This window comes from Paenibacillus mendelii, from assembly GCF_024498075.1.
In the GTDB taxonomy this organism is placed as follows: Bacteria; Bacillota; Bacilli; order Paenibacillales; family Paenibacillaceae; genus Paenibacillus_Z; species Paenibacillus_Z mendelii.
Genome location: NZ_JANHOF010000003.1, coordinates 431,999 through 455,877 on the forward strand (window position 1 = coordinate 431,999; position 23,879 = coordinate 455,877).

Consider the following 23,879-nt stretch of genomic DNA (forward strand, 5'->3'; position numbering starts at 1 on the left):
TCCCTCATTCATCCTTTAATAATTGCTTGTACATACAAATATAAATGATTTCCAGATTGTTGTAAAGGATGCATTGATCTTTCCGTTCGGAAGGGGGGACCGCGTATCTAGGGATAAGCAGGAAATACACCGGGAATGTCGAATATTGGAGCCTGTAGTTAGAGGTCTTAGTACGGCGGGGTCATTCAGGAGGTGACAGTACAGACTGGAATCAAGGGTACCGGGTGCATACGGCAGCAGAGTGATACGGCTTCAACAAATCCGGATCTAATTGTCAAAGGAACGGCTATCACAAGATACAACATATTCATAGATGAAGGGCAGATGATCATTCATATGAGTTATATGTTAAGAGCCGTAATTCTGGAACAAACGTGGGAGAGGCAGCTCCAGGATATCATCAAGTTATGCAAGGAAGCTAACATTGAGGAAGTGGCTCTCAAGGAGCTGTCCTCACATATTATTCCGGTTCCGTTTCTCCTGGATCGACACCGCACGATGGCAAATATTTATAGTAAGATGGCGAAATCTCTTCGTGAAGAGAAGATTGAATTCAGCATTAACATTATCATGCTGGCCGGTCATTCGGACGGTGATGTAGAAGCGAAATATATCATGCCTTATCAGAAATTCGTCGGAGAAGATTTGCGCGAATTGCATGCGACCTATTGTATATTGGATGAAGAATGGCAGGCTTATGCTGCTGATGTATGTGCCGTGTATGCCGAAACCCGGCCTGACAAGCTCATGATCGACGATGATTTCAGAAGCTTGAATCACGGTGTTCAATATGGATGCTTTTGTCCGATTCATGTACGCAGAACGTCGGAGAGATGCGGGATCGAATTAACCGCGGAGACGTTGATGCATGCGGTGAGCGGCGCAAGCGCCGAAGATTTGCGCATTAAGGAAGCTTGGATGCAAATCAATTTCGAAGGGCAGCTCAAGGCGGCTCGGCGTATGTGCGCCGCTGTGGAGCAGGTAAGTCCAGCGACACGACTTGGTTTGATGAACTCCGGGGAGCCTGCGCATTCCTTGCAGGGACGGGATATGGATGCGCTGCTGCGGGAATTTGCCGGCAGCCGGAGACCGCTCTCCCGCCCTGCCGGGTGCAGCTACAGCGATACGATGCACGGAGAGCTATTTACGATTCATCAGGTCATGGCCCTCAGCAAGAGTGTGCTCGGCGAAGACGTTCAGATTGTAAGCGAAGTGGAGAACTATCCACACACGCGGTTTTCCAAGAGCATTCGCATAACGAAGCTGCAGCTAGAGCTTCATGCATTGGCGGGAGCTGAAGATTTTACACTCAACCTGTACGATTACTTGGCTACTCCTTATGAGCAGGAGCCGGATTTTCTCAAACTGCTTGCAGCAGAGAAGGAGCGGCTGGAGACCATCCAAGCGGCTAGAAAGGGAAAGAGAATGGTCGGATTTGGCGTTCCGTGGAAGAAGGATACCGCATTGAAGCAGGTCAGCCGGCGCGGATTGCTGAGCGATGTGATGCCGAGCCGAGATCCGGATCAATACTTGCCGCAGTTTGGCATTCCAATGCAATTTCAACAAGGAAAGGGGAATCTCATCTTCGGCGATGCCGTTCAGTGTTATGACGACGCTGAAGTGGAGGAGCTCCTATCCGGCGGGCTCATGCTCGACGGACTCGCCTTCGAAAATTTGTACAACCGCGGATTCGGCCGGTATTTGGGCTGTAAGCCGGATGGAAGCAGGGTTGTTGACGGCTTCTCGGTAGAACAATTCGGATCCAATGCGTTTACCGGACCGTTTGCAGGAAATCTGCAAACGACGAACTGGTCGGAAAGCAAGAAACACGGAAAACTGCCGCAGCGTGTATGTATGGATCCAGACGCGAAAGCGATTTCGATGCTGGTGGATGATCATATGAAGGAACTAGCTCCTGGCGTCGTGCTGTTCGAGAATGAACTTGGCGGAAGGGTTGCAATCTTTACCGTTCCGATATCGTCCTTTCAATTTCTCCACCGATGCCGTGCATATATGGTAGCCAAGGTAGCGGAGTGGCTTATGCGGGAGTCTCTCCCGATTTGGATCGAGGATTGTCCGAATGTGGGGCCGATTTATTATGAAGGTGCGGACGGCGAGGGGCTCCTCGGGATCATTAGCGGCAATCTAGATGGACTGGATGTGAAGCTTCATACCGATTTGCAAGTATTCGATCTATTTACCGGTGAAGCGATAAACGACTTGTGGATGGATCCGCTCTCTGTCCGATTCTTCCGCACGAAGAAGAGTATGGGAGCGCATAGAGTAATGTCATAGCGTAGAAAGACTCGACTCCAAGAAAAACAGGTTCCCAAGACCTTTACGGCAAGGGCTTGGGAACATGAGTGTCTGCTCCCGCCAGGCTCCGTAACCTGTCAGCGTGCCTTCTGTTCCCCCTGTCTAATCTGTTCCAAAACATCCCCGCACATTGCGACGCATTCAGAGCATATACACACCCCAGGTCCAGCGATTATACGCCACACCCGGTCTCGATGCTTCCCGCAAAATGAACAGTGCTGCCCTGTACATTTCTGGCTAGTGTGCATTGGAATAGACTCTGGTGAGCCTAATCTAGTCTCGATGCCATAATATAATGAATCAATCGAACAGCTGAACAGCTCGGATAGCTTCGGCAGTAACGTAATGTCAGGTGTCGCCTGTCCAGTCTCCCATTTGGACACGGCTTGAGCTGTAACCCCCAATAAATCCCCTACTTCCTGCTGCGTCCAATTCCTCTCAAGCCTCAGCGTTCTAATATGTTCATTCATCTTATACGTGTCCACCATTACACTCACCCGCCTTCGCAGAGGTTCTATAACACTCATGATGGCATAGAAGCGGTTCATCAACAACCTCGGCAAAGTTGAGAGAAATTCAACCGGCGGTTGAAAGCATTATAGGTTTACGTTTCCAACCTATAGCATTAGAATGAGGGTAAGCTTGTGAACCTAATTAAGTGGAGGTGTAATTATGAACTTGCTTACTTACGAACAGAAAAAATCCATGCTGGATAACGGGTATATTCATGTACCCGGCGTGGTTCCGGGAATTATGGTGGATCAGGCATTGCGCCATATTAATCATTCGCTTGGACAAGGAATGAGTGCCGAAGATCTAATCAAATTTCGGTCCCAATCCTACTGTCCGGAGCTTCAAGGAAAAGAAGTGATTACGGATCTGTTTAATAAAACACCTGTCAAGGATATGGTGGCGTCTCTGATCGGAGAAGGAAAGTCATACCCGATTAAGGACGGGCAAATTGCACTGCGCTTTCCCACGATGCAGGATCCGCCGCCAGCGCCAAGTCCCCACCTGGACGGAATGTACACGCCGACCAATGGCGTACCCAAAGGAACGATTGGCAATTTTACGATGTTAGTCGGCGTGCTGTTAAGTCCGGTCCGGCAATCCTACGCGGGTAACTTCACCGTATGGCCAGGCACGCACCGTTTGTATGAACAATATTTTCGAGAGCATGGACCCGAGGCGCTGTTGAATGGGATGCCTCCGGTATCCATGCCCCAGCCGCTCCAGACGACAGGAGAGCCGGGGGATGTCTTCCTCGTTCACTACCAGCTGGGCCACGCAGCTGCTTCCAATTTGGCTTCATTAACGCGTTATGCACTATTTTTCCGGGTGAAGCATGTGGAGGTACAGCAGGATTGGAAAGCGCCGATGACGGATATTTGGCTGCATTGGCCGGGTATTCGAGACATAATGGGCGAATGATACAGGTATAAGAGAGCCGGGTATAATAAATAAGGGTATACAACATGAGGAGGAGACGAGCATGGAACTCGGAGTGAAAGGCAAGACAGCTATTATTACAGGCGGAAGCAAAGGCATCGGTCTTGCCACAGCGCTCGCTCTTGCGTCTGAAGGGGCTCAAGTAGCTCTGGTGGCACGCGGTATGGAGTCATTAAGCAAAGCGGCGGAGCTGATCGCAGAAAAGACCGGAGCCGAGGCACTGATTATCCAAGCCGATGTGACGTCAGAGGAGGATGTTCGTCGTGCGGTGTCTCAGACAGTCGAACGCTTTGGCGGTGTACATATTCTCGTGAATAATGCGGGGACATCCGCTGCGCGGCCCTTCGAGGAGGTGGGGGCGGATGCATGGGATGCGGATCTGGATTTGAAGCTGTATGGCGCCATCCATTTTTCGCGTTTAGTTGTACCCCACATGCGTAAGAACGGAGGAGGCGCCATCGTCAACGTGACGGCAATCGGCGGGAAGGCACCATCTGCATCTTCGCTGCCGACCTCTGTCAGCCGCGCAGCTGGGTTGGCGCTGACCAAGGCGATGAGCCATGATTTGGCTTCATCCAATATTCGGGTGAATGCGGTCTGTATTGGATTAATTCGCAGCGATCAGATTGAACGAATGTGGCAATCCAGCGCTCCGGAGCTGACCTGGGAACAATTCGAAGTAGATCCGAAGTTCGGTATTCCGCTAGGCCGGATTGGACGAACAGAAGAGGCGGCGAAGGTCATATCGTTCCTCGTTTCTGAGGCGGCCTCCTATGTGACGGGAACCTCCGTTAATATCGATGGCGGCAAGTCAGCTGTGCTGTAGTTGGAGTGAAATAGCAGAAGGCTTCTCCTCTACGTGCGATGAACGGTGGAGAAGCCTTCTTTTTGCTGGGATGGCTTGCGACTGCAAGAAGGCTGGACGGGTAATAGAAGGGGGATTAGCCTTGGGAAGGTACACAGCAGGGATTCTCGCATTGGCAATGATCGCTGTCGTTGCATTGCTGGCTGGCTGTTCGAATCATGAAGCGGGCGAATACGGGCGTGTAAGCGCAGCGGATGAAAGCGAGCTTCGAAACCGCACATACATTGATGTCCCGTATGATCAGCTGCTGTACACGAAGACATCCGCTGCGTTCTCGTGGGAACAGGACGAATCGGGGAAGGAAATCGGCCAAGATATTCGAGATCAGTATGGCAAGCTGAAGAATGCGGCTCCAGGCGGGTTTATCGTCAAGGAGACGGCTAATGAATATTACATATGTATAAGCGCGGAGGAGAAGTCATCTTCCCAAGAAGGGTTCAGCATTCAATCCCTTTCTTTATTAAATGATGATGAGCGTGCAGTTGAATCACTAATCATTCAAATTGAGCCGACAAAGAATGAACAAGTATCGGGTCCCGATGCGGGCAAGGTATTTGTGACATCACTTGTTAGCATAGCCAAGAAGGATTTGCCCATGGATGCGAATATTAATGAAATCTCGATGACAGGCAGCTAGGCGAACAGCACGTAGGGGGATGAATGTAAGAATGGAGAATGAACGCTTGACTAGGCGGATCGACGAGAAAGCGCTGCGTGCATGGCGTCTGTCCGGATGGATATCAACGGGTGTCTATGCCGTCATCACGGTGGCTCTGTTGGTGGTGACACTGAAGTTCGATTGGCCGATATGGATTCCTGTGCTCGTCTTTATATTGGCCTGCATAGGCGCTTATTTGGAGGTCAATCTGATGCCTAGACTCAGGTATAAGCAGTGGCGTTACGCGATTACCGAGCATGAGATCGAGCTTCAGCACGGCATCTATTTCCGCAAACGCACGCTTATCCCGATGATACGCGTCCAGCATGTCGACTCCAAGCAGGGACCGATTCTGCGCGCATTTGGTCTGGCTACCGTTACCTTCTCGACCGCAGCGGGCAGCCACGAGATTCCGGCGCTGACAGAGGGCAGAGCAGACGAGGTTCGCCGGCAAATTGCGCAGCTAGCGAGGTTATCCGATGAAGAAATCTGAGGAAGGGGTTCAGGGTGGAAAGCATCGCTTACATCCTGTTTCATTGGTGTTTTTCATCGCCAAGACGGCTAAAGACCTTGTCTACCCGCTGATTGCCTTCTTGGTTTCAACGGTCTTTCGGGATGGAGTCAACTGGCTGTGGGTAGCGGGTGGGGCGGGCTTGTTCTTACTGCTGCTGTTCCTGTTAGCTTGGCTGAACTGGTACCGCTTCGTCTACGTAATAGATCGGGGCTCGTTGCTCGTCGAGCACGGCATCTGGGTGCGGAAGAAAGTGTGGATTTCGGGGGACCGTGTCCAGTCTGTCGATTCAACGGCAGGTCTTCTCCACCGGCCATTCGGCTTGGTTAAGCTGCAGGTGGAGACTGCGGGCGGCAAGAAACCGGAAGCCATTCTGACCGCGATCCCGATTGCGGAGGCCGAGAGAATTCGCTTGGCATTGACTTCACGCAAACCGGGGGTAATCACAGAAGAGCCAAGCATGGACCTCGCGATGGAGCCAAACAGCGGGCAAGAGAATCAAGGAGAGCAGGCGGCAGGTTCGTTAACCGTCCATGGGAATGCTTCTGCTGCGAGGGTTCCCGCAGAAGAACCTATCAAGGCCAAAGCCATACTGCCGATGAAGGATTTACTGATCTACAGTTCGACCTCAGGGCAAATTGGGATTGTGCTGGCTTTGCTCGGAACTGGATTTTCTCAGCTGGATAATATTCTGAAAAACTTCAATGTGTGGGAAGAGCTGGAACATTACTTAGGCGCAACCTGGTATGTGTGGGGGGCAATTATCGTATTGATTTTGGCCTGGCTGTTCGCCTTTCTCGGAACGGTGCTGACCGAATACGGATTTACGCTTAAACTTGAGGACGATAAGCTTATTATCGAACGGGGGCTGCTTGAGCGCAAGCAGGTGACGATCTCGCTTGATCGCATACAAGCGATCCATCTGGTCGAGAACGCGCTTCGGCGACCGTTTGGCCTAGTCAGCGTGCGTGTCGTAACTGCTGGTTACAGTGGAGGCAAGGAGGGGCAGACCGGACTGATGTTTCCCATCGTCCGTGCGGTAGAGCTGGAAGGGTTTCTGCAGCAGTTCGCACCGAAGTTCAGCGTACCTGCGGATTGGACGCCTCTTGAGCCGCGGGCGCTGCGCAGTTATTTATTCATACCGGTGCTGATAACCGCTGCAATGGCTATACTGGCAATGGTGTTGATTCCGTACCGGCTTGGCTGGATCGCATGGATTCTTCCTCTCGTGACGGCATGCTGGTGCTGGCTGAGCTTCAAGCAGGCGGGATGGTCGACCGGTGACCGGCAGATCGCCATCCGCTACGGCGGTCTCTCCCGGCAGCGTGCGCTCATTCCAAGGCAGCGCATTCAGTGGCATGAGGTGACTCAATCCCCCATACAGGCAAGGCGTGAATTGGCAACGCTGCGAGTGGCGCTCACATCAGGTGCTGCACGCTCCCTGTTCAGCGTACGACACGCTTCTGCCAGCGCTGCACATCATTTATCGACTTGGATTTCTACACGTAAGGGGAAATAGCCGAGGAGCTGGAATACGTTACGGAGAAAAGGGAGGCTGTCCGCAAGCGCTAATGCGGGCAGCCTCCTTTCCCATTGTATGACTCCAGCAATGGAAGGGAATTATGCTTCCTTACTGTTGCGATAAGCTTCGAGCAAGGCTTCGACGGAGATGCCGTCGATCGTCATTCCTTGCAGACTGCAGCTCTGAATCGAGACGCCGCGCAGGTTGCAGTCCCGGATTTCACTGCCATGAAGGTCGCAATTCTCGAAGAGCAGCGGCCTCTGCTGACTGCCTTCCACATAGGCAGGGTGGCCCTTCGGAGGCAAGCCGATATTATGTATGTATGCGCCGCCCAATTGAGCGCCATCGATTTCGAGATCGCTTAGATTGGCATCGCTGATTTTACTTTCACTGAAGTCCACGTTGTGAATTCGCGTCCGGTGAAGGTCGACACATTCCATCGATAAGCCCGGTAGCGATACTTCGTGGAATTTCATAGATTCGGCACGGCAATTCACGAATACGGAGTAAGCAATGTTGGAGTTCTCTACCCATAGCTTCTGATTGGGGTCCCGCTTATGCTTCAATTCGACCTGCTCGGATCCGGTCTTAGCCTGTTGAGAGGCAGCGACCAGCTTGGGATTGCTCCAACCATTCTCCGTATAAAGAGCGACAATCTCATCATCCGTAATCGGCCGGTCATAGATCCGGATATCATCGATCGCTCCCCGGAAGAAGAAGTAGGGCTCGTCTGTTGCTTTGCGTCCGATATAGAGCGGCTCATCATCGCTTGGCTCGAAGCCTCCCGTCTTCTCGGACATAAGAATGCCATTCCGGTAAAGCTTGTGCTTGCTTCCGTCATATACGGCTGCATAGTGATTCCATAGACCGGGGTTTACCGGCTCCTGAACGAATACTTCATCAGCTTGAAAGAAGCGGTGCCATGTCACCTGCTGCTGATGAGTACTGAGCTGGAACACGCGCCGTTCGTGATGGCCGTCCTGTGAAACGATCGCATTGTTCCAGCCGCTTAGGCTTGCATCGCGTCCGTAACGGGCCCAGACGGAGAGGGAGAAGGCTTCCCGGTTTAGTTTGGGTGCGGGCTGGACCACGATGTAATCGTTGATTCCGTTAAACTCATACGCGCCATCCGGATTGCCGAACCGATCGGCAGCCGGAACAGCACCATGCACTTGCCCTTCGTAAATTCCGGTATTGCCCGTGTCTCTGCATCCATCTTGAAATAAGTATTCGGCGATTAGCCCATTACGCAAGGAGTCGGCCATAGTATGTTATTACCTCCTAATATGGATAATAATAGAATATTAGTCTCATTATATCAAACGTATGTTCGTGTGTAAATATATGGGATGGAGTTAATTCATTATCCGGCAATTATAATAAACAAGTGGTGGCGCACGGGTTATTCCCTTGCACCACCACTTGTTTGTGTAGATCTCAATATAACCGCACGGCCATCTATGAAGTAGTTTCAGCAGGTGGTCTTTTTAGAATTGGAGAACGAGCTTGTTCAGCTGCTCCTGCGGCAGGAAGGGTGCTAATCCCGGCAAAACCGCAGGGGACAATGAGCCTGGCTCGATTCGTTCGATGACTTGCAGCAATGCGGTCGGTTCAAGAAACGGCGCGAGTCCGACGATTGTCCAAGGATCGGGGGCTCCACCCGACACTTGCAGAATAAGCTGGGATAGCGTATGGCGTTCAACGAATGGGGCAAGTGCCGACAGGTCATCCCAGCCTATGCTGTCTCCTACTGCATGCATCAGCAGCCGTTCAAGCAGATCCTTGCCCAGGAAAGGGGCAATGCCGGTGATATCTCTGATGGGTATAGGGCCGTCCATCTTGCCTGCCAGTCGCTCTAGTGCAGGTCTTCCTGCAAAAGGGGCCAGCGCACTTAAAGCAGATACGCTTGGATCACCTTCGATCTGATCCATCATAGATTCTAATATTTCTTGACTTAGAAACGGCGCGAGACTGATCACATGATCCCAGGTCAGCTGCTGCCGTACAGCTGAGTTCCCGTTCAGTCCCGAAGAAGAATCTGAAGATTCAGCTGATAACGGGACGGGAGGAGCGGCTGATTCTCCGGAGGATACCGCGGAACCGGGGATATCCGCATGACCTTCATCATTGCCTGCCATCTCGCCGTTCAACAGCTCATCGACGGTTGTTTCCAGCAGCTTGGCTAGGCCTGGCAGCATGCCGATATCCGGGAGCGATTCGCCGCGCTCCCATTTGGACACAGCCTGATGGCTGACGCTCAACAGCATGGCTAGCTCCGCTTGTGTATAGTCCCGATTCTTTCTCCGTTCCGAGATGAAAGCTCCGATTTTTCGTACATCCATTTAGGCGTTGCCTCCTAAGAATGATTTTGCAAAACCGCGCGATTTGCTGCTTTCAACGTAACATAGGAGACTTGCGCAGCCAATCAGCCGTTAGTTGAATACATGCCTGCTGCGCTTCAACCGACGATTCAACCAGCGGTTGAGGATCTGCCTTCCCGGAACTTGAACAGCTGTTATTCCCTATTCCTTGGCCGCTGCCGCCTGAGATTGGAATGAAGAACGAGCGAGCTCCTTAATCTGGCTCCATTCGGCCAGCTGCTTCTGGAGATTCTCGATAAGCAGGTCAACCTCGTGATGGAAGCTCTCCCGATCGGTTGACTGGATCGCTTCATAGGTATGTATAATCTCCGCCGATAACGGACTGTGTGCCGTAAGTGAGGCCAGCAGCTGTTTGAGCGTGCCTTGAAGTGTGGGAACTGACTCCTGAGCTGGCGGCGCCACCGCCACCACCGCCGCATTAGCCGCAGCCGCGGCTTGCGCCGGCTTCTTTTCTTTGCTGGCCGAGACCTTGGGAGCGGCTGGCTTGGCCCGTTCCGCGCGATTCTGTTCGTACACCGACCAGGTTTCTAGCAGGTCACGTCCTGATTTATAGAGCAGCTTGTCCTTCGTACCGCTTGAGATATCTTTATCTTTGAATAAGCGGGAAATCTTCTTGACGTCGCTCACGGGCATCTCGTCCCGGGCAATAATCATGGCCAGCGGATCCCGGTGCTCTACCGGCAAATCTTTGATCGGCAGAAGCTGCTCCTCCGTTAAGCGGTCCTTCTTGATTTCCGTTCCGCCGACAATCAGCTTCTTGACCGCCTGTCCGAACTTCAGAAGCTCGATTTTATTCTTAATATAGGCTTCCGGCTTGCCTAGTTTACTGGAGAGATATTTGGTCGAGCTGGTAAACTTCGGATCGTTCAGAAGCTTGTTGAAGGCGTCCGCTTCTTCAATCGGGGAGAAGCCTTCCCTCGTCAGATTCTCCGCGATCTGCTCCAAATAGATGTCCAGCTCATTGGTAACCGTCGAGACGATGCATGGAATCGTTCGGCGGCCCAGCGTCTTGCACGCTTTATAGCGGCGGTTCCCGTAGATGATTTTATATCGGCCGTTATCCATCGTTCTCACTTTGATCGGAGACAGCAAGCCGATTTCTTCAATGCTTTTCATTAACTCCTGCAGTGCTTCTTCATCAAATTGGTAGCGGGGCTGATCGGTATCTTCATCAATCAAGTCTGTTAATATTTCAATCATGTCCATATGAATTCTCCTAACGTTCGATATGATCGGCAGATCGAGCGGCCGGTGGGGACAACTCTATTATATAACACGGTGGCAAGCCATGAATATGGAGCCAGTAGTCCGATCGCGCCGATAGGTTCATTAAGCGAGAATCCTGTGCGCGAGAGCCGCAAATAAACCGTCTCTTTCTAGATTCGGTTCATTCTTCAACCCGATTCTAGAAAGAGACGGTCACCTGTCAGCTTCTATCGACAATCCTTGTGAGTGTTACGTTCTGCAGCCCTTTTGCTGGTACTGCATCCAAGTCTCCCGCCATGACTTACATAACGAGTTCATGGACGGCGACGACCGTCCTGTTCCGGCCTTCATGCTTCGCCGCATATAACGCCGAGTCGGCAAGCTGGAACAGCTTCTCGGGGTTGTTGGCATGGAGCGGATATTCGGCAACGCCCAAGGATACGGTTACGGGCTCCCCGCAAGGGCTCATGGTCGACTCCATCGTCATGCGAATATCCTCGGCGATCTTCATCGTTGTCTGGCTGGAAGCCTGCGGAAGGAGAATAACGAATTCTTCTCCTCCGAAGCGGCAGCAAACATCGCCTAGACGGACGCAATCGCTCATAATCCGGGCAAGATGCTTCAGAACCTCATCCCCGATCTGATGTCCATAGCGGTCGTTGACGGTTTTGAACCGATCGATGTCGAGTACGATGATGGAATAGGGCGTGCCTTGTGCCAGCCACTTATTCATCATTTCTTCCAGCATTCTGCGATTATAGAGTCCGGTTAGTTGATCCGTCGACGCGGCCAGAGAGAGACTGGCTTTCTGCCGTTCAATGGAATCCACCGCTAGACTCATAACGTGGCTCAGCCGGTCCGCTTCCTTGTTCCAATGCGGAGTGAAATCGTTCTTCGACACCGCATCGCCCTCGGACAGCCGGGCAGCCAGTGCAGACAGTTTAACGAACGGCTTAGCCAGCTTCATGGCTACGAGTATAGCCCCGAGCATCATAAGAAGTAAGGGGAGAAGCATGTTGAACAGCTGTTCCCGGACAAGTAAGTTCAGTTGACGGAAGACGGTCGATTCCGGCGTCTGCATGATGACCCCCCAGTCATTCTCCGCCACGGCCGAGAATCCGGCCAAATGCGAGATGCCTTGGGTGTTTACGACCTGCTCCATGCCGCTTTCTCCGCGGGACAGCTCCTGCACAACGCGATTGCTGCTCACATCATCTCCCAGACGGGAACGGTCGGGATGGAAGATAAGATCCCCTTTGGGGCCTACGATGTAGAAATAGGAACCCGTTTCATTACTGGCATTGGAGCCGAATATTTCATAGATGACATTCGCTTCCTGAAGGTAGATCGTTCCCCCGATAAGCCCGCGATAAGTGCCCTTCGAATCAAAGACCGGCTCCGTCATGAGTACGATTAACCGGTTTGTCGTCCCTGTGTATGGTGCGGATAGATAAGGCTGTTGCAGCGATAGGGCGGTCTTGGCAGCAGAGGTGGACAAGATTTGGCCGGTTAATCCGATGGATTGGGGAGAAACGCTATGAATTAGACCGGTTTCGTCAGCCCAAAACAGGGAGTTGAAGTAATTGCTGCTTCCGCGGATCAAATCCAATTCCTCTTGAATCGATGATGCGGACTTATGTGTATTTGCCGACATATAGGAGGAGGTGGACTTCAGACTTTGCCTCATCGCTTTGAATAGTGAATTAATCGTATCACTCATTTTTGCCGCATTGGCATAATTGAGCTCGAGTGTCGTATTTATCAATGTTTTTTTCTCCGCTTCATAAGAAACGAAGATGAGGATAACCGTCGTTAAAAGGATAGAGAGTGTGACCAGAAGAGGAAGAATAACAGTTAGGCTGATTTTTCTCCCGTTCCTGCTTAAGAGCGAGCGCAGCATAGTAGAGTACCTGCTTTTCATTATTTTGTCATTTCAAATTTCGACATTTAGTTACAAAATCCTCTTTCGAGGAGGAAAGGCTCGTCAGATTGCAAGGTTTGACCTGCGCGCCGGAGCTACATATAAATTGACACGGTGGCGTGAAAGTGGTAAAAATGAATCAAATTTTATATCCGATGTGAGGAGCAATTTCTGATGACGAATGACGCTGTGGACACAACCAATCTCGATTTACTAGATGACCTGGAGTATAGAGGGCTGATCTATCAAATTACGGACCGCGATGGACTCCAGAAGAAGCTTACCGAGGAGCGCGTCGTCCTTTACTGCGGCTTCGATCCGACGGCGGACAGCCTGCATATTGGCAGCCTGCTTCCGATTCTCTGCTTGCGCCGATTCCAGAAGGCTGGTCATATTCCGCTTGCCCTTGTCGGCGGCGGTACAGGGCTGATCGGCGATCCGAGCGGCCGCTCCACGGAACGCTCGCTGAATACGACCGAGACCGTAGCGGCGTGGACAGACAGTCTAAAGCGTCAGTTATCCCGCTTTCTTGACTTTAATGTGGATGAGAATCCGGCCAAGCTGGTGAGCAACTATGACTGGATTGCACCACTCGACGTTATTACATTTCTTCGGGATGTCGGGAAGAACTTTACCGTCAATTACATGCTGGCGAAGGATTCGGTCGATTCGCGGCTATCGCAAGGGATATCCTTTACGGAATTCAGTTACATGGTCCTGCAAGCCTACGACTTCCATAAGCTGCATGATCAATACGGATGCTCGCTGCAGATCGGCGGAAGCGATCAATGGGGCAATATTACAGCCGGCCTGGATCTAATCGGCAAGATGGGCGGAGGCCATGCCGTCGGGTTGACGATGCCTCTTGTCACGAAGAGCGACGGGAAGAAGTTCGGCAAATCGGAGAGCGGCGCAATCTGGCTCGACCGCAGCAAGACATCCGCCTACCAATTCTATCAATTCTGGATTAACACCGACGATAATGACGTCATTAAATTCCTCAAATATTTCACGTTCCTGACCCGCCACCAAATCGAGGAGCTGGAGGCGGAGGTCAGGCTCCAGCCTGAGAAGCGTGCCGCGCAGAGAGAGCTGGCCCGTGAAGTAACCAAGCTTGTACATGGCGAGGAAGCGGTCATCAGTGCTGAGAAAATTACACAAGCGCTGTTCTCCGGCGATGTGACGCAATTAAGCGAGGACGAGCTGGTTGAGGCGCTGCAGGATATGCCGAGCACCCTGCTTGAGGACCAAGAGGAGATAGGGTTAATCGATCTGCTTGTTGCTGTTCAGCTGGCACCTTCGCGCCGCCAGGCGAAGCAAGATATTGAGAGCGGGGCGGTGTATGTCAATGGCGATAAGCAGAGCGGGATCGATACCGCCATCAAGGCGGATCAAAGGCTTCACGGCAAATATATCGTTTTGCGCCGCGGGAAGAAGAATTACTCCCTAGCACGCTTTGGATCGTAATTTCCTCATCATCCGTGATGAAGGATAGCTGCAAGGTGCATAGCAATGAAGAAGAGCCGTATTCCCTTCCAGAAGGGAATACGGCTCTTCTTCTGCATTCATGGAGCAGTCCCAAGCTGCCTATGAACCCAGCTTCGCTTGGAAGGATTGAAGAATGAGCTCATAATTCATCTTCTAATTGGTGAAAATAGGAGCACTATCCAGCGGGGAGACAATCATCTTTCATGGCCACCTCATGACCGATAACAAACACTTCGTTCTGGCCCCAGAACAAGCGGCGGGGCACTTTCTCCTGAAGACTTGCTGCTGCGGCTGCTATATCGGCTCCGGCTGCCGAGATGACCATCGTGGTCGGACTCTGGCTCATTCCGTACGCCTTAATCGAGGGGAGTCGAAGATAATTCCTACGATTGCCGGGGATGACTGGGGAATAACGGTCAAAGCCGATGCTAAGTATATGCTTGTCCAAAACACGACAAAGCTGGACATAACCAGTCTGCAGGAGAATCGAAGACTAGAGGATCAGCTGAACCGTGAGATCGAGCAGAGAATGAGGGAAGCGCTAATAGCCGTTCAGAAGTTGAAAGCGGATATAATCGGCTTCGCTGAAGCCTTTCATCGGAAGTATCCGAAGCAGTGGAATAAAGAGAAGGATCAAAGGAAAGAACGGTTTCCCCAGATAAAGGTAAAATACGAGATTTCTTCGCAAGTTATAAGTCCGGGCAAGCGTACGCTGCCGGCTGGATGGAATGAGGACGAGGTGGTGAAATGAAACTAACCTATCTGCTTATGATAACGATCGTGACGGTAATCATTATCCTAACGAACTGGCGGTCGATCAAGGGGGGAAGGAGGTAACGGCGTTCTTCGTTATTACGTCAGGAGGCTGGCTGATTGCCATCCTCCTGATTTGGTTTCCGCACTTGCCAGGTCCAACCCAGTGGGTCTCCTATGTCTTCAAGCCTTTAGAGAAGCTGCTTGATTAGCTTTGGAGCGTGGAGTGATAACAAGGCTAGCATCAAGTGCTGCGGTTGCGCCACTGCGTTGGGGTGACTCCCATGAATCGTTTGAATACGGTGGCAAAATGCTGGCTTGACGGATAACCGAGGCTGTGCGAAATGTCCGTAACCGAATCCCTGGTTTCGGCAAGTTTACGGCAGGCTTCCTTGATGCGAAGCCGCTCGATGAAGGTGATCGGGGGCTGACCGGTGTATTCTTGGAAGGTATGGTAGAAGTGGGACTGGCTGACGCTGGCGGCATCGGCAAGCTCCTGTACGGAAGGCCTCCATTCCGGTTCCTGCTCCATTCGGGCGATCAATAGATCGAACTTCCGGAGAAGGTCCTCCGCGATTACTGCCCGGGCTTCGGTCGGCTGGAGCAGCTGCAGCAGCAGGTTGTGGATAGCGTGACGCACCATCATGCCGCGCAGCGCCTCATTGGTCTTCTCAAGTCCCTTCCGCAGCTGCTTGAAGGATTCGACAGCCTTGAATCCGATCTGAACAACCCGTGGAAGGTCTTCGAGGGAATGCTCGATCCAGCGGCTTTCACCCGGAGGGAGCCGGAGCCATCCGTCGTGATGCGGTGCCGTGAGAATCATCCACCATAATTTGCAGGGCTCAATAATGCTGAAGCCGCCGCGGTGCAGCTCACCCGGCCGGGCATGGAAGACATCTCCCGCCTGAGTTTTATATACCGTTCCCTCAAGCTCCCAGCTGGCGATTCCACGCTCGACGAACGCGAATTCGAAGCAGCCGTGATGGACATGATCATCAAGCGGGATCGCTTTACGAATATCATCGCTTCCTAACATGACGAACTCGGGCACAAGCGGAATAGAACCATTATCCTCTGTCGTATAGGTCCAGCGGGCATCACGGAGGAAGTGATTGCCGTGAACGTCTTTGACAACGGCATTCCTCTCCTGAGAATCCGGCAAAACGATCACCTCCAGTCTTGATTATGTTTCTTTATCTATTGTATGTTTCTCATACTCTTTCGTAAATAGAGAGACGCTTGGAAGTACATTCTGCGGTATTTTGAATAGGAGAAGACAACAAGTCGCCATTCGAATATTCACTATCGGGAGGAAAGAATAATGAGCATACCAGCAGATCGTCAGTATAAAATTACACAGCAGGATAAGGACATCTTCGAGAGAGACGGGTACTGGATCAGTCCCAAGCTAATCGACGACGAGCAGATCGAACGATTGCGCCGTGCGCATGACCGCATTTGGAGCGGGGACTATGATGGCGATGGAGAGCCCATGAACTATTTTCGCCTCCATCCGAACCCGGATGCATTGCGGAAGTTCGATAATGGCTGGTGGATCAACGACGAGATCCGTGCCGTTGTCACGGATCCATTCATTGGCGAATTGGCTGCCGACTTGCTGGATACGAATGAAATCCGGCTGTGGCATGATCAGGTTATCTACAAACCGGGTGTTGGCGATAAGCCGACAAGAGACGGCAATGTCGGATGGCACCAGGACTATGGCTATTGGCAGAGCTCCGACAACCCGAACATGGTGACCGTCTGGATCGCGCTGCAGGACACCGATTTAACGAACGGCGGGATGATGACCATCCTTGGCTCCAATCATTGGGGTCTCGTTCCAGACAGCGACAGCTTCTTCAATCAGAACATGGATGAGCTGAAGAACAAATATTCCGGAGGACGCGAGTGGGTGGAGGAGCCTTGCATATTGAAGGCTGGGCAGGCGAGCTTTCATCATGGCCTTACGTTTCATGGCTCTGGCGCCAATCGGACGAATGAGCCGCGGCTGTCGGTCGTTGCCCATCTCATGCCGGGCGGAACCAGCTATAGCGGGCGCATTCAGCGGCATGAGAATGTTCGACTGCTCGGACCGCGCCCCGTCAAGGGACAGCCGTTTGCAAACGACTATTTTCCAGTACTCATTCAACGTTAATTAGGAGTGCCATATCGAATTCTTACGAAGCAGGATGGGAAGCTGCGGGTGGCATTTTTTTCACAAGGCGGTAAAGCCAAGCACTCTAAATTCCGTATTGGAATCGGAGTTCATATTTGTTAATATAGCTGAAAGGCCTCCTACACTCGGAGGCCTCTATTTCTATGGGAGGGATTCACAATGCGGTCGATAAGCAAAGTTGTTGGAAGGTTGCAGCGCATAGGAGGGGAGATCTACTATGAGCCGTAGTTGGGCGGGTTCAAAGACACAGTTGATCAACCAGCTCGTTTATTTTGACGAGGAGAAAGCGAAGTTTCTGGAGCAGTACTTCACAGATCAAAGTAAAGAAAGAACCGAGATGGAGAAGCTGCTGTCTTTATATTGCAAAACGCTCGAACAAATCGTGTCGGATGTCAACGAAACAACGCTGCAATCCACCGTTCTGATCGGGAGCCAGGTGAAGCTCCGTTATGAGGACGACGACTCTCTCGAGACGTACACCGTTGTCTTCCCCCATGAAGCGGAGCCTGAATATAATCGAATATCGTTCCTGTCCCCAATCGGGAGGAAATTATTGATGTCCACCATGATGCAAAGTCATGAGCTCGATATTCCTTCCGGAGTCATTAAGATTCATGTGGAAGACATTAAATATATCCCGGCCAGCAGTGAGAGTAAATGACATAGTTTATTAAGTTTGACATTGGTTACCTGTAATGGTACATTGATAATAATTAGGCATTCCGCTATTCTTGCGGGGTGCCTTGATCTATTTTTGAAGTGTTTTTACAATTAATGGTATGAAAAAGATCGGAGGATGGTTAATGATACAGGTGAAAGAATTTGTCGATACGGATAATTCCTATGCTGAGAATAAGGTTAATCAATTTCTGGCAACCATGGATGAGAGTCAGATCATTAATATTTGCTACGGATCGGTCGTGAAATCGAGTCAGAACGGCGCGGGTCTGCAGAGAAGCACGATCCTGGTGGTTTACAGAACGAGCAGTTAGTTTGCTCCATCATGCATAATGAAGGGGTGAGATCCATGAAAGTCACCAAGCCTCCACCAATTCAAGAGAATGAAGTATCCGCTGCTGAAATCAAGTACCGAAGATTCTTTATGTTCCTGTCTGCGATATCAACCGCCGCTATCGTCATATTCGCTATTTGTTATCTATTCTACTGGTTGTTTAAGCCGGAATGATGGCAGGTAGCCTATTGGCTGTATATAACGAACAATGCCGCAAGCACTAAGCCTGCGGCATTGTTCATGAATTGCATTAATACGGATCCGCTTCGTGTCCAAGGCGCTTCGACAAGTCGACAGCTTGTTCGGGATCCGTTTGCCCGCTGTCGATCTTGCGGTGTCCCCCTTGCGCTAACCCCTCCGCAACGCGCCGGCCATAGCCGGCATCTGCCTCCGTGAGGTGCCGGATCATTCGCTCCTGAATACCGCTGCTGCAGACACTTAACGCATCGACTAGGTTATCGATCAATTCATCCCGCTCCCAATCTTCGAAGGCGCGGTACGTGTCGCCGGCTTGTTCGAAGTCATTCGCGCGGCCGATTTTCTGGCGGGTCAGGTCTGCATCATAATGAGGCCTATGCTCTTTGCCCCGTTCCGAGGCTTCATGCAAGCCGCCCAATGACGATGGCTCGTAGTTTACATGGGGATTCTGTCCTGGCGCGCGGTCTGGCCGGTACAGCATTTGCCCGCCGCTCTGATTGGTTGCCACATCTGTTTTCGGCGCGTTGATTGGAAGCTGTAAATAGTTGGTTCCAACCCGGTAGCGCTGGGTATCCGAGTAGGAGAAGGTCCGTCCCTGCAGCAGCTTGTCATCGGAGAAATCGAGTCCGTCTACAAGCACCCCGGTTCCGAAGGAAACCTGCTCAACCTCCGTAAAATAATCCGCCGGATTGCGGTTCAAGGTCATCTTTCCAACGGGAAGGAAAGGAAACTGTTCTTGAGGCCACAGCTTAGTCGGATCCAGCGGGTCAAAATTCAGCTCGGGATGCTCGCCATCACTCATGATCTGCACGCACAATTCCCATTCTGGAAACTCGCCGCGCTCGATCGCTTCATAGAGATCCAAGGTGGCATGGTTGAAATTCAGCGCCTGAATCTCGTTTGCTTCTCGCTGCCTCAGGTTTTTAATCCCTTGCTTGAGAGGCTCCCAGTGATATTTCACGAGTACGGCCTCGCCGTTCTGATTCACCCATTTGTATGTATTGACGCCCGACCCTTGCATTTGCCGGTAATTCGCCGGTATTCCCCATGGGGAGAAGAGGAAGGTAATCATATGAGTGGCTTCCGGACTCATGGAGACAAAATCGAAGAAACGCTCCATATCCTGAACATTCGTGATGGGATCAGGCTTGAATGCATGCACCATATCTGGGAATTTCAACGGGTCGCGAATAAAAAAGATTTTGAGGTTATTGCCGACCAAATCCCAGTTGCCGTCCTCCGTATAAAATTTGATCGCAAAGCCTCGCGGATCCCGAAGAGTCTCCGGCGAATGCATGCCGTGAATAACGGTGGAGAACCGGGCAAACAGTGGGGTTTGCTTCCCGGCCTCCTGAAAGAGCCTTGCCCGCGTATAGGCAGAGACGGGCTCGCTGCCCACATGTCCATACGCTTCAAATATACCATGGGCACCCGCACCTCGCGCGTGAACAACGCGTTCTGGTATGCGTTCCCGGTCAAAATGCGTTATTTTTTCGATGAAGTGATAGTTTTCCAACGTGCTGGGCCCGCGGTCACCCACGGTTCTAATGTTCTGATTATCGGTGACAGGATGTCCCTGCCGAGTTGTAAGTGTTGGATTGGAATCGGATGACTGCCGGTCATCAGGTTGCCGTTCGTTATTCATTCGAATTTGCCGCCTTTCAAGTTGGTATTATTGACCTGTATTGTACCCAGCAAAGGGAAAGTTACTCAGTTTCTCCTTCTTTTTGATACGGTTTGAAGCAATTTTATCCAATATTTTGTCAAATGGCTTTATTCCGGAAGTTTCATTCGATATAATGATGCATAAATAAGTGTACGGGAGGCAGACCATGTATAAGTTGCTTGCAAAGTTACTATTGGTGGCCGCAGTCCTGACACTAGGGATAGGCTCGGAAGTCCGCGTTACGCAGGTCCAGGCGCTGTCAACCGAGATCTCTCCCATGGAATCATTGAAAAGCGAAATCATATCCCAGCTTGCCCAGCAGCAGACTGAAATCAATGTGACCTACGACGGGGATAAGTCGGAGCTGTCGAAAGGGATCGCCGAGCTGCTCCGTCAAGCTGTATCGGCCGATGATTATATCGCGTATATTGTGGATTCTTATTTCTATACGGTACGAACATGGGGCGCATCCGCTAAGATCAAGCTGGCGGTGGCTTACCGCGAGACGGCGGAGCAATCCAGGCTGGTTGAGGAACGGATCGAACGGGTCTTGTCAGCTATTATTAATCCGGGAATGACGGTCCGCGAGAAGGTGAGGCAGATTCACGATTGGGTGGTTACGAACGTGGAATATGATCTTTCCCTTTCACGCTACACAGCCTATGAAGCGCTAACCGAAGGCAGCGCGGTCTGTCAGGGCTACACGCTGCTCATGTACCGAATGCTCAAGATGGCCGGCATCGAGAACCGTATTATCGAAGGCGAGGTTGATACGGGAAGCCATGTCTGGAACTTGGTTAAAATTGATGGACAGTGGTATCACCTGGATGCGACATGGGATGACCCCACGCCAAACCGAGCAGGTGCCGTCAGCTATAACTATTACTTGAAGAATGATGAGCAGATGAGGAAAGATCATACATGGGTGAAACCTTACCCGGCTTCTAATTAAACGGAGGGCTCCCGAACGATTTTCGTTCGGGCAGCCCTTTTTGCCGTTGGCGGTCTCGATTTCCCTCTGCAGCCGATTTATGCGAAGATGGAAGGATTATATAAGTTGTAAGGGGCGTTTGAATGATGAGTGTGCGCACGCTTGTATCGGCTGCAATCTTTCTTGGTTTATTCCTTGGTCTTAATCTCTTGATCGGCTGGAACGGCTCTTTATTCTGGGGAGCGGTTCTCCCACCGGCCTTCATGACTCTCTATTGGATCCTGTACGGTATCATTGCATTATCGTATTTGGCGGCCATGATTCTACGCCGCGTGCTTCCGTACCAGCTCTACACATGGTTTAAGCTGATCGGAGCTTACGGAATGGCGTTCCTCTTCTATTCTCTTCTGCTCGTTCCGGCAGGGAATCTGGCAGCATGGCTGCTACGCCTGGCGGGCATGGATGCAGAGGCTACCGTCCTGTTGGTTGGCTGGTTCGTAGTGTCGCTCCTCCTGCTGCTTCTGCTGCGGGGATCCGCCAACGCGTGGCGTCCGATTGTCCGGAGGTATGACATTACAATCGACAAGCAGGCCGGGGCGTTCCGGGAGCTGCGAATCGCTGCCGCTTCGGATTTGCACTTGGGGACGATTGTCGGCAAGCGTCACCTGAGACGGCTGGTTCATATCGTCGATGAGCTGAGCCCGGATCTTGTTTTGCTGCCGGGCGACGTGCTCGACGACAGCATCGAGCCGTTCGTCCGTGAGAATATGGCGGAGGTCATGCAAGAGCTGAAGGCACCGCTGGGCGTTTACGCATCGCTTGGCAATCACGAGTACTACGGCGGACATATTACAGAATATATCGAGCGTATGCGGGCGATCGGAATCGAGGTGTTGGTTGATCGAACGGTTCATGTGGATGACAGCTTCTACGTCGCGGGCCGTGCGGACAAGGCAGCTGAAGGGTTGGAGCCGGGCAGGCTTCCTATCGCTTCGCTGCTCCATGATCTAGACCGTTCGCAGCCTGTCATCGTGCTCGATCATCAGCCGTATGGCTATCGGCTGGCGGCTGAGGCCGGCGCCGATCTCATCCTCTCCGGACATACGCATCGGGGGCAGATGGCCCCGAACCATTGGATTACCCGGCGGCTGTTCGACCTCGACTGGGGGTACCTCCAAATAAACAAGCTGCACGCAATCGTTTCCTCAGGCTTCGGAACGTGGGGGCCGCCGATCCGTATCGGGAGCCGCAGCGAAGTGCTGGATATTCATATCACGTTTCGATCTCCGGCAGAGGGGTAATGGAAACGATGGTTAATGTTTCATGAATCACCCGATTGGAAACGGATGAACCGGGCACAATGAGTGAAGCTGCCAACTGTTGGATGCCAGAGTGACAATAGGAATGGAGGATTATGGATATGAACTTTCGCATCGAGAAGGATTCCATGGGGGAAATAGAGGTCCCAGGCGACCGTCTATGGGGGGCGCAGACTCAGCGGAGCCTGCAAAATTTCAAAATTGGGACGGAGAAAATGCCGGTTGAGCTGATCCGAGGATTTGCCTACCTGAAGAAAAGCGCCGCGTTGGTCAATGAAAGCCTTGGCAAGCTTGATGCTGCTAAGGCGGGCGCAATCGCAAAGGCGGCCGATGAGATTCTGGCAGGCCGTTGGGATAACGAGTTTCCGCTGGCAGTCTGGCAGACGGGCAGCGGAACCCAGTCCAACATGAACGTGAATGAGGTAATCGCCCGGCGTGCGGGACAGCTCATGAAGGAAGCGGGGGACGAAGGCACGGTTCATCCCAATGACGATGTGAACCGTTCGCAAAGCTCGAATGATACCTTCCCGACGGCTATGCATATCGCCGCGCTTAACAGTGTGGAAGAGCTGGTTCTGCCGGCTGTCGCCCAGCTAAAGAAGACGCTCCAAGGCAAGAGCGAAGCCTTTGCAAGTATCGTTAAGATCGGCCGCACTCATCTTCAGGATGCAACACCGCTTACGCTGGGACAAGAGATTAGCGGATGGGTCCGGATGCTGGAGAAGGCCGAGCGGAATATCGGAAACAGCCGTGAAGAGCTGCGGGAGCTGGCTATTGGGGGGACGGCGGTTGGCACCGGACTGAACGCCCACCCGGAATTTGGCGAACGGGCCGCTGATGAGATCAGCAGGCTGACGGGTTTATCCTTCAAGAGTGCCGCCAATAAGTTTCATGCGCTGACAAGTCATGATGAGCTCGTTTTCGTACATGGCGCCTTTAAGGCCCTTGCCGCGGACTTGATGAAGATTGCCAATGATGTGCGCTGGCTCGCCAGCGGACCGCGCTCTGGGATTGGTGAAATCCGGATTCCGGAGAATGAGCCTGGCAGCTCGATCATGCCGGGCAAAGTGAACCCGACGCAGTGCGAGGCGCTCACTATGGTCGTCTGTCAGGTTATGGGCAACGATGCAACGATCGGATTTGCGGCCAGCCAAGGCAATTTTGAGCTGAACGTGTTTAAGCCTGTGATCATTCATAGCTTCCTGCAGTCTGCCAGACTGTTGTCGGACGCCATGCGCTCCTTCGATGAGCATTGCGCGTCAGGCATTGAAGCCAATCAGGAAGTGATTCAGCGTCATCTGAAAGATTCATTAATGCTTGTGACCGCCCTTAATCCGCACATCGGCTACGAGAATGCGGCCACGATTGCCAAGACGGCGCATAAGCTGGGGATTACATTGAGGGAAGCTGCCGTGCAGAGCGGGCTGATCACATCGGAGAAGTTCGACGAGGTCGTACGCGCAGAGGATATGATTCACCCCAAAGCTTGAAGAGGCGGTTGTGA

At 51.9% G+C, this 23,879-nt stretch carries 23 protein-coding genes; 15 read left to right on the forward strand and 8 right to left on the reverse strand.

Features of this window, described 5'->3' with window-relative positions; translation table 11 throughout:
• Window positions 1-192: 192 nt before the first annotated feature.
• On the forward strand, window positions 193-2,295 hold the full coding sequence (locus NNL21_RS12655) for a hypothetical protein (protein WP_204819338.1): 2,103 nt from the start codon (window positions 193-195) through the stop codon (window positions 2,293-2,295).
• A 98-nt stretch (window positions 2,296-2,393) separates the two neighbouring features.
• On the opposite strand, the gene NNL21_RS12660 is transcribed toward NNL21_RS12655, so the two are convergent.
• Entirely contained in the window at window positions 2,394-2,864 is a 471-nt protein-coding gene (locus NNL21_RS12660) for a helix-turn-helix domain-containing protein (protein ID WP_309145324.1), read from the reverse strand.
• A 124-nt stretch (window positions 2,865-2,988) separates the two neighbouring features.
• On the opposite strand from NNL21_RS12660, the gene NNL21_RS12665 reads away from it, so the two are divergent.
• From NNL21_RS12665 to NNL21_RS12685, 5 genes are all read left to right on the forward strand, one after another.
• Complete coding sequence (locus NNL21_RS12665) at window positions 2,989-3,747, forward strand: phytanoyl-CoA dioxygenase family protein (RefSeq protein ID WP_204819340.1); 759 nt, start codon at window positions 2,989-2,991, stop codon at window positions 3,745-3,747.
• A 61-nt stretch (window positions 3,748-3,808) separates the two neighbouring features.
• A complete protein-coding gene (locus tag NNL21_RS12670; RefSeq protein ID WP_204819341.1) occupies window positions 3,809-4,591 on the forward strand; it encodes an SDR family NAD(P)-dependent oxidoreductase in 783 nt (260 codons plus the stop codon).
• A 121-nt stretch (window positions 4,592-4,712) separates the two neighbouring features.
• The gene (locus NNL21_RS12675; RefSeq protein ID WP_204819342.1) at window positions 4,713-5,267 is read left to right on the forward strand and encodes a hypothetical protein; all 555 of its coding nucleotides are present in this window, start codon (window positions 4,713-4,715) and stop codon (window positions 5,265-5,267) included.
• 31 nt (window positions 5,268-5,298) lie between these two features.
• On the forward strand, window positions 5,299-5,781 hold the full coding sequence (locus NNL21_RS12680) for a PH domain-containing protein (RefSeq protein ID WP_204819343.1): 483 nt from the start codon (window positions 5,299-5,301) through the stop codon (window positions 5,779-5,781).
• The gene (locus NNL21_RS12685; protein ID WP_204819344.1) at window positions 5,768-7,318 is read left to right on the forward strand and encodes a PH domain-containing protein; all 1,551 of its coding nucleotides are present in this window, start codon (window positions 5,768-5,770) and stop codon (window positions 7,316-7,318) included. Before NNL21_RS12680 ends, NNL21_RS12685 begins: the two co-directional genes overlap by 14 nt.
• 101 nt (window positions 7,319-7,419) lie before the next feature.
• Here the strand turns inward: NNL21_RS12685 and NNL21_RS12690 are convergent, their stop codons facing one another.
• The 4 genes from NNL21_RS12690 to NNL21_RS12705 form a co-directional block, all read right to left on the reverse strand.
• Window positions 7,420-8,586: a LamG-like jellyroll fold domain-containing protein gene (locus NNL21_RS12690; RefSeq protein WP_204819345.1), complete on the reverse strand. Its 1,167-nt coding sequence runs from the start codon at window positions 8,584-8,586 to the stop codon at window positions 7,420-7,422.
• A gap of 222 nt (window positions 8,587-8,808) precedes the next feature.
• Window positions 8,809-9,663, reverse strand: coding sequence for a helix-turn-helix domain-containing protein (locus tag NNL21_RS12695; RefSeq protein ID WP_204819346.1), 855 nt, complete (start codon window positions 9,661-9,663; stop codon window positions 8,809-8,811).
• A 180-nt stretch (window positions 9,664-9,843) separates the two neighbouring features.
• A complete protein-coding gene (locus NNL21_RS12700; protein WP_204819347.1) occupies window positions 9,844-10,908 on the reverse strand; it encodes a ParB/RepB/Spo0J family partition protein in 1,065 nt (354 codons plus the stop codon).
• Window positions 10,909-11,209: 301 nt separating this feature from the next.
• Window positions 11,210-12,673 (reverse strand): sensor domain-containing diguanylate cyclase, encoded by a 1,464-nt coding sequence (locus tag NNL21_RS12705; protein ID WP_256555193.1) that lies wholly within the window; start codon window positions 12,671-12,673, stop codon window positions 11,210-11,212.
• A gap of 330 nt (window positions 12,674-13,003) precedes the next feature.
• On the opposite strand from NNL21_RS12705, the gene tyrS reads away from it, so the two are divergent.
• Window positions 13,004-14,296 carry a tyrosine--tRNA ligase gene (tyrS, locus tag NNL21_RS12710; protein ID WP_204819349.1) on the forward strand — a complete coding sequence of 431 codons (1,293 nt, stop codon included), beginning with the start codon at window positions 13,004-13,006 and terminating at the stop codon, window positions 14,294-14,296.
• A gap of 196 nt (window positions 14,297-14,492) precedes the next feature.
• On the opposite strand, the gene NNL21_RS37010 is transcribed toward tyrS, so the two are convergent.
• Complete coding sequence (locus NNL21_RS37010; protein ID WP_444875339.1) at window positions 14,493-14,765, reverse strand: Ger(x)C family spore germination protein; 273 nt, start codon at window positions 14,763-14,765, stop codon at window positions 14,493-14,495.
• Here NNL21_RS37010 and NNL21_RS12720 point away from each other — a divergent pair.
• On the forward strand, window positions 14,706-15,068 hold the full coding sequence (locus NNL21_RS12720) for a Ger(x)C family spore germination C-terminal domain-containing protein (protein WP_373567564.1): 363 nt from the start codon (window positions 14,706-14,708) through the stop codon (window positions 15,066-15,068). The genes NNL21_RS37010 and NNL21_RS12720 overlap by 60 nt on opposite strands.
• Before the next feature lie 246 nt (window positions 15,069-15,314).
• Here NNL21_RS12720 and NNL21_RS12725 read toward each other — a convergent pair whose 3' ends face one another.
• Window positions 15,315-16,232: a helix-turn-helix domain-containing protein gene (locus NNL21_RS12725; protein WP_204819351.1), complete on the reverse strand. Its 918-nt coding sequence runs from the start codon at window positions 16,230-16,232 to the stop codon at window positions 15,315-15,317.
• 159 nt (window positions 16,233-16,391) lie between these two features.
• On the opposite strand from NNL21_RS12725, the gene NNL21_RS12730 reads away from it, so the two are divergent.
• From NNL21_RS12730 to NNL21_RS12745, 4 genes are all read left to right on the forward strand, one after another.
• Window positions 16,392-17,228: a phytanoyl-CoA dioxygenase family protein gene (locus NNL21_RS12730; RefSeq protein ID WP_204819352.1), complete on the forward strand. Its 837-nt coding sequence runs from the start codon at window positions 16,392-16,394 to the stop codon at window positions 17,226-17,228.
• 238 nt (window positions 17,229-17,466) lie between these two features.
• Window positions 17,467-17,910 carry a GreA/GreB family elongation factor gene (locus tag NNL21_RS12735; protein WP_204819353.1) on the forward strand — a complete coding sequence of 148 codons (444 nt, stop codon included), beginning with the start codon at window positions 17,467-17,469 and terminating at the stop codon, window positions 17,908-17,910.
• A gap of 142 nt (window positions 17,911-18,052) precedes the next feature.
• A complete protein-coding gene (locus tag NNL21_RS12740) occupies window positions 18,053-18,241 on the forward strand; it encodes a sporulation protein Cse60 (RefSeq protein ID WP_204819354.1) in 189 nt (62 codons plus the stop codon).
• Window positions 18,242-18,276: 35 nt separating this feature from the next.
• Entirely contained in the window at window positions 18,277-18,435 is a 159-nt protein-coding gene (locus tag NNL21_RS12745; RefSeq protein ID WP_204819355.1) for a hypothetical protein, read from the forward strand.
• A 76-nt stretch (window positions 18,436-18,511) separates the two neighbouring features.
• On the opposite strand, the gene NNL21_RS12750 is transcribed toward NNL21_RS12745, so the two are convergent.
• A complete protein-coding gene (locus NNL21_RS12750; protein ID WP_204819356.1) occupies window positions 18,512-20,104 on the reverse strand; it encodes a catalase in 1,593 nt (530 codons plus the stop codon).
• Between the two features lie 187 nt (window positions 20,105-20,291).
• Here NNL21_RS12750 and NNL21_RS12755 point away from each other — a divergent pair, with 187 nt between their 5' ends.
• From NNL21_RS12755 to fumC, 3 genes are all read left to right on the forward strand, one after another.
• Window positions 20,292-21,077, forward strand: a complete 786-nt coding sequence (locus NNL21_RS12755; RefSeq protein ID WP_204819357.1) for a transglutaminase domain-containing protein — start codon at window positions 20,292-20,294, stop codon at window positions 21,075-21,077.
• Window positions 21,078-21,199: 122 nt separating this feature from the next.
• Window positions 21,200-22,357 carry a metallophosphoesterase gene (locus NNL21_RS12760; protein WP_256555194.1) on the forward strand — a complete coding sequence of 386 codons (1,158 nt, stop codon included), beginning with the start codon at window positions 21,200-21,202 and terminating at the stop codon, window positions 22,355-22,357.
• Window positions 22,358-22,476: 119 nt separating this feature from the next.
• A complete protein-coding gene (fumC, locus tag NNL21_RS12765; protein ID WP_204819358.1) occupies window positions 22,477-23,865 on the forward strand; it encodes a class II fumarate hydratase in 1,389 nt (462 codons plus the stop codon).
• Window positions 23,866-23,879: the final 14 nt, after the last annotated feature.

Bases quoted from the DNA above. Each gene is read 5' to 3' on its own strand.
- NNL21_RS12660 (WP_309145324.1), bottom strand. From the start codon at position 2,864: ATGAACCGCTTCTATGCCATCATGAGTGTTATAGAACCTCTGCGAAGG.
- NNL21_RS12665 (WP_204819340.1), top strand. From the start codon at position 2,989: ATGAACTTGCTTACTTACGAACAGAAAAAATCCATGCTGGATAACGGG.
- NNL21_RS12670 (WP_204819341.1), top strand. From the start codon at position 3,809: ATGGAACTCGGAGTGAAAGGCAAGACAGCTATTATTACAGGCGGAAGC.
- NNL21_RS12680 (WP_204819343.1), top strand. From the start codon at position 5,299: ATGGAGAATGAACGCTTGACTAGGCGGATCGACGAGAAAGCGCTGCGT.
- NNL21_RS12685 (WP_204819344.1), top strand. From the start codon at position 5,768: ATGAAGAAATCTGAGGAAGGGGTTCAGGGTGGAAAGCATCGCTTACAT.
- NNL21_RS12690 (WP_204819345.1), bottom strand. From the start codon at position 8,586: ATGGCCGACTCCTTGCGTAATGGGCTAATCGCCGAATACTTATTTCAA.
- NNL21_RS12695 (WP_204819346.1), bottom strand. From the start codon at position 9,663: ATGGATGTACGAAAAATCGGAGCTTTCATCTCGGAACGGAGAAAGAAT.
- NNL21_RS12700 (WP_204819347.1), bottom strand. From the start codon at position 10,908: ATGGACATGATTGAAATATTAACAGACTTGATTGATGAAGATACCGAT.
- tyrS (WP_204819349.1), top strand. From the start codon at position 13,004: ATGACGAATGACGCTGTGGACACAACCAATCTCGATTTACTAGATGAC.
- NNL21_RS12730 (WP_204819352.1), top strand. From the start codon at position 16,392: ATGAGCATACCAGCAGATCGTCAGTATAAAATTACACAGCAGGATAAG.
- NNL21_RS12735 (WP_204819353.1), top strand. From the start codon at position 17,467: ATGAGCCGTAGTTGGGCGGGTTCAAAGACACAGTTGATCAACCAGCTC.
- NNL21_RS12740 (WP_204819354.1), top strand. From the start codon at position 18,053: ATGATACAGGTGAAAGAATTTGTCGATACGGATAATTCCTATGCTGAG.
- NNL21_RS12745 (WP_204819355.1), top strand. From the start codon at position 18,277: ATGAAAGTCACCAAGCCTCCACCAATTCAAGAGAATGAAGTATCCGCT.
- NNL21_RS12750 (WP_204819356.1), bottom strand. From the start codon at position 20,104: ATGAATAACGAACGGCAACCTGATGACCGGCAGTCATCCGATTCCAAT.
- NNL21_RS12755 (WP_204819357.1), top strand. From the start codon at position 20,292: ATGTATAAGTTGCTTGCAAAGTTACTATTGGTGGCCGCAGTCCTGACA.
- NNL21_RS12760 (WP_256555194.1), top strand. From the start codon at position 21,200: ATGATGAGTGTGCGCACGCTTGTATCGGCTGCAATCTTTCTTGGTTTA.
- fumC (WP_204819358.1), top strand. From the start codon at position 22,477: ATGAACTTTCGCATCGAGAAGGATTCCATGGGGGAAATAGAGGTCCCA.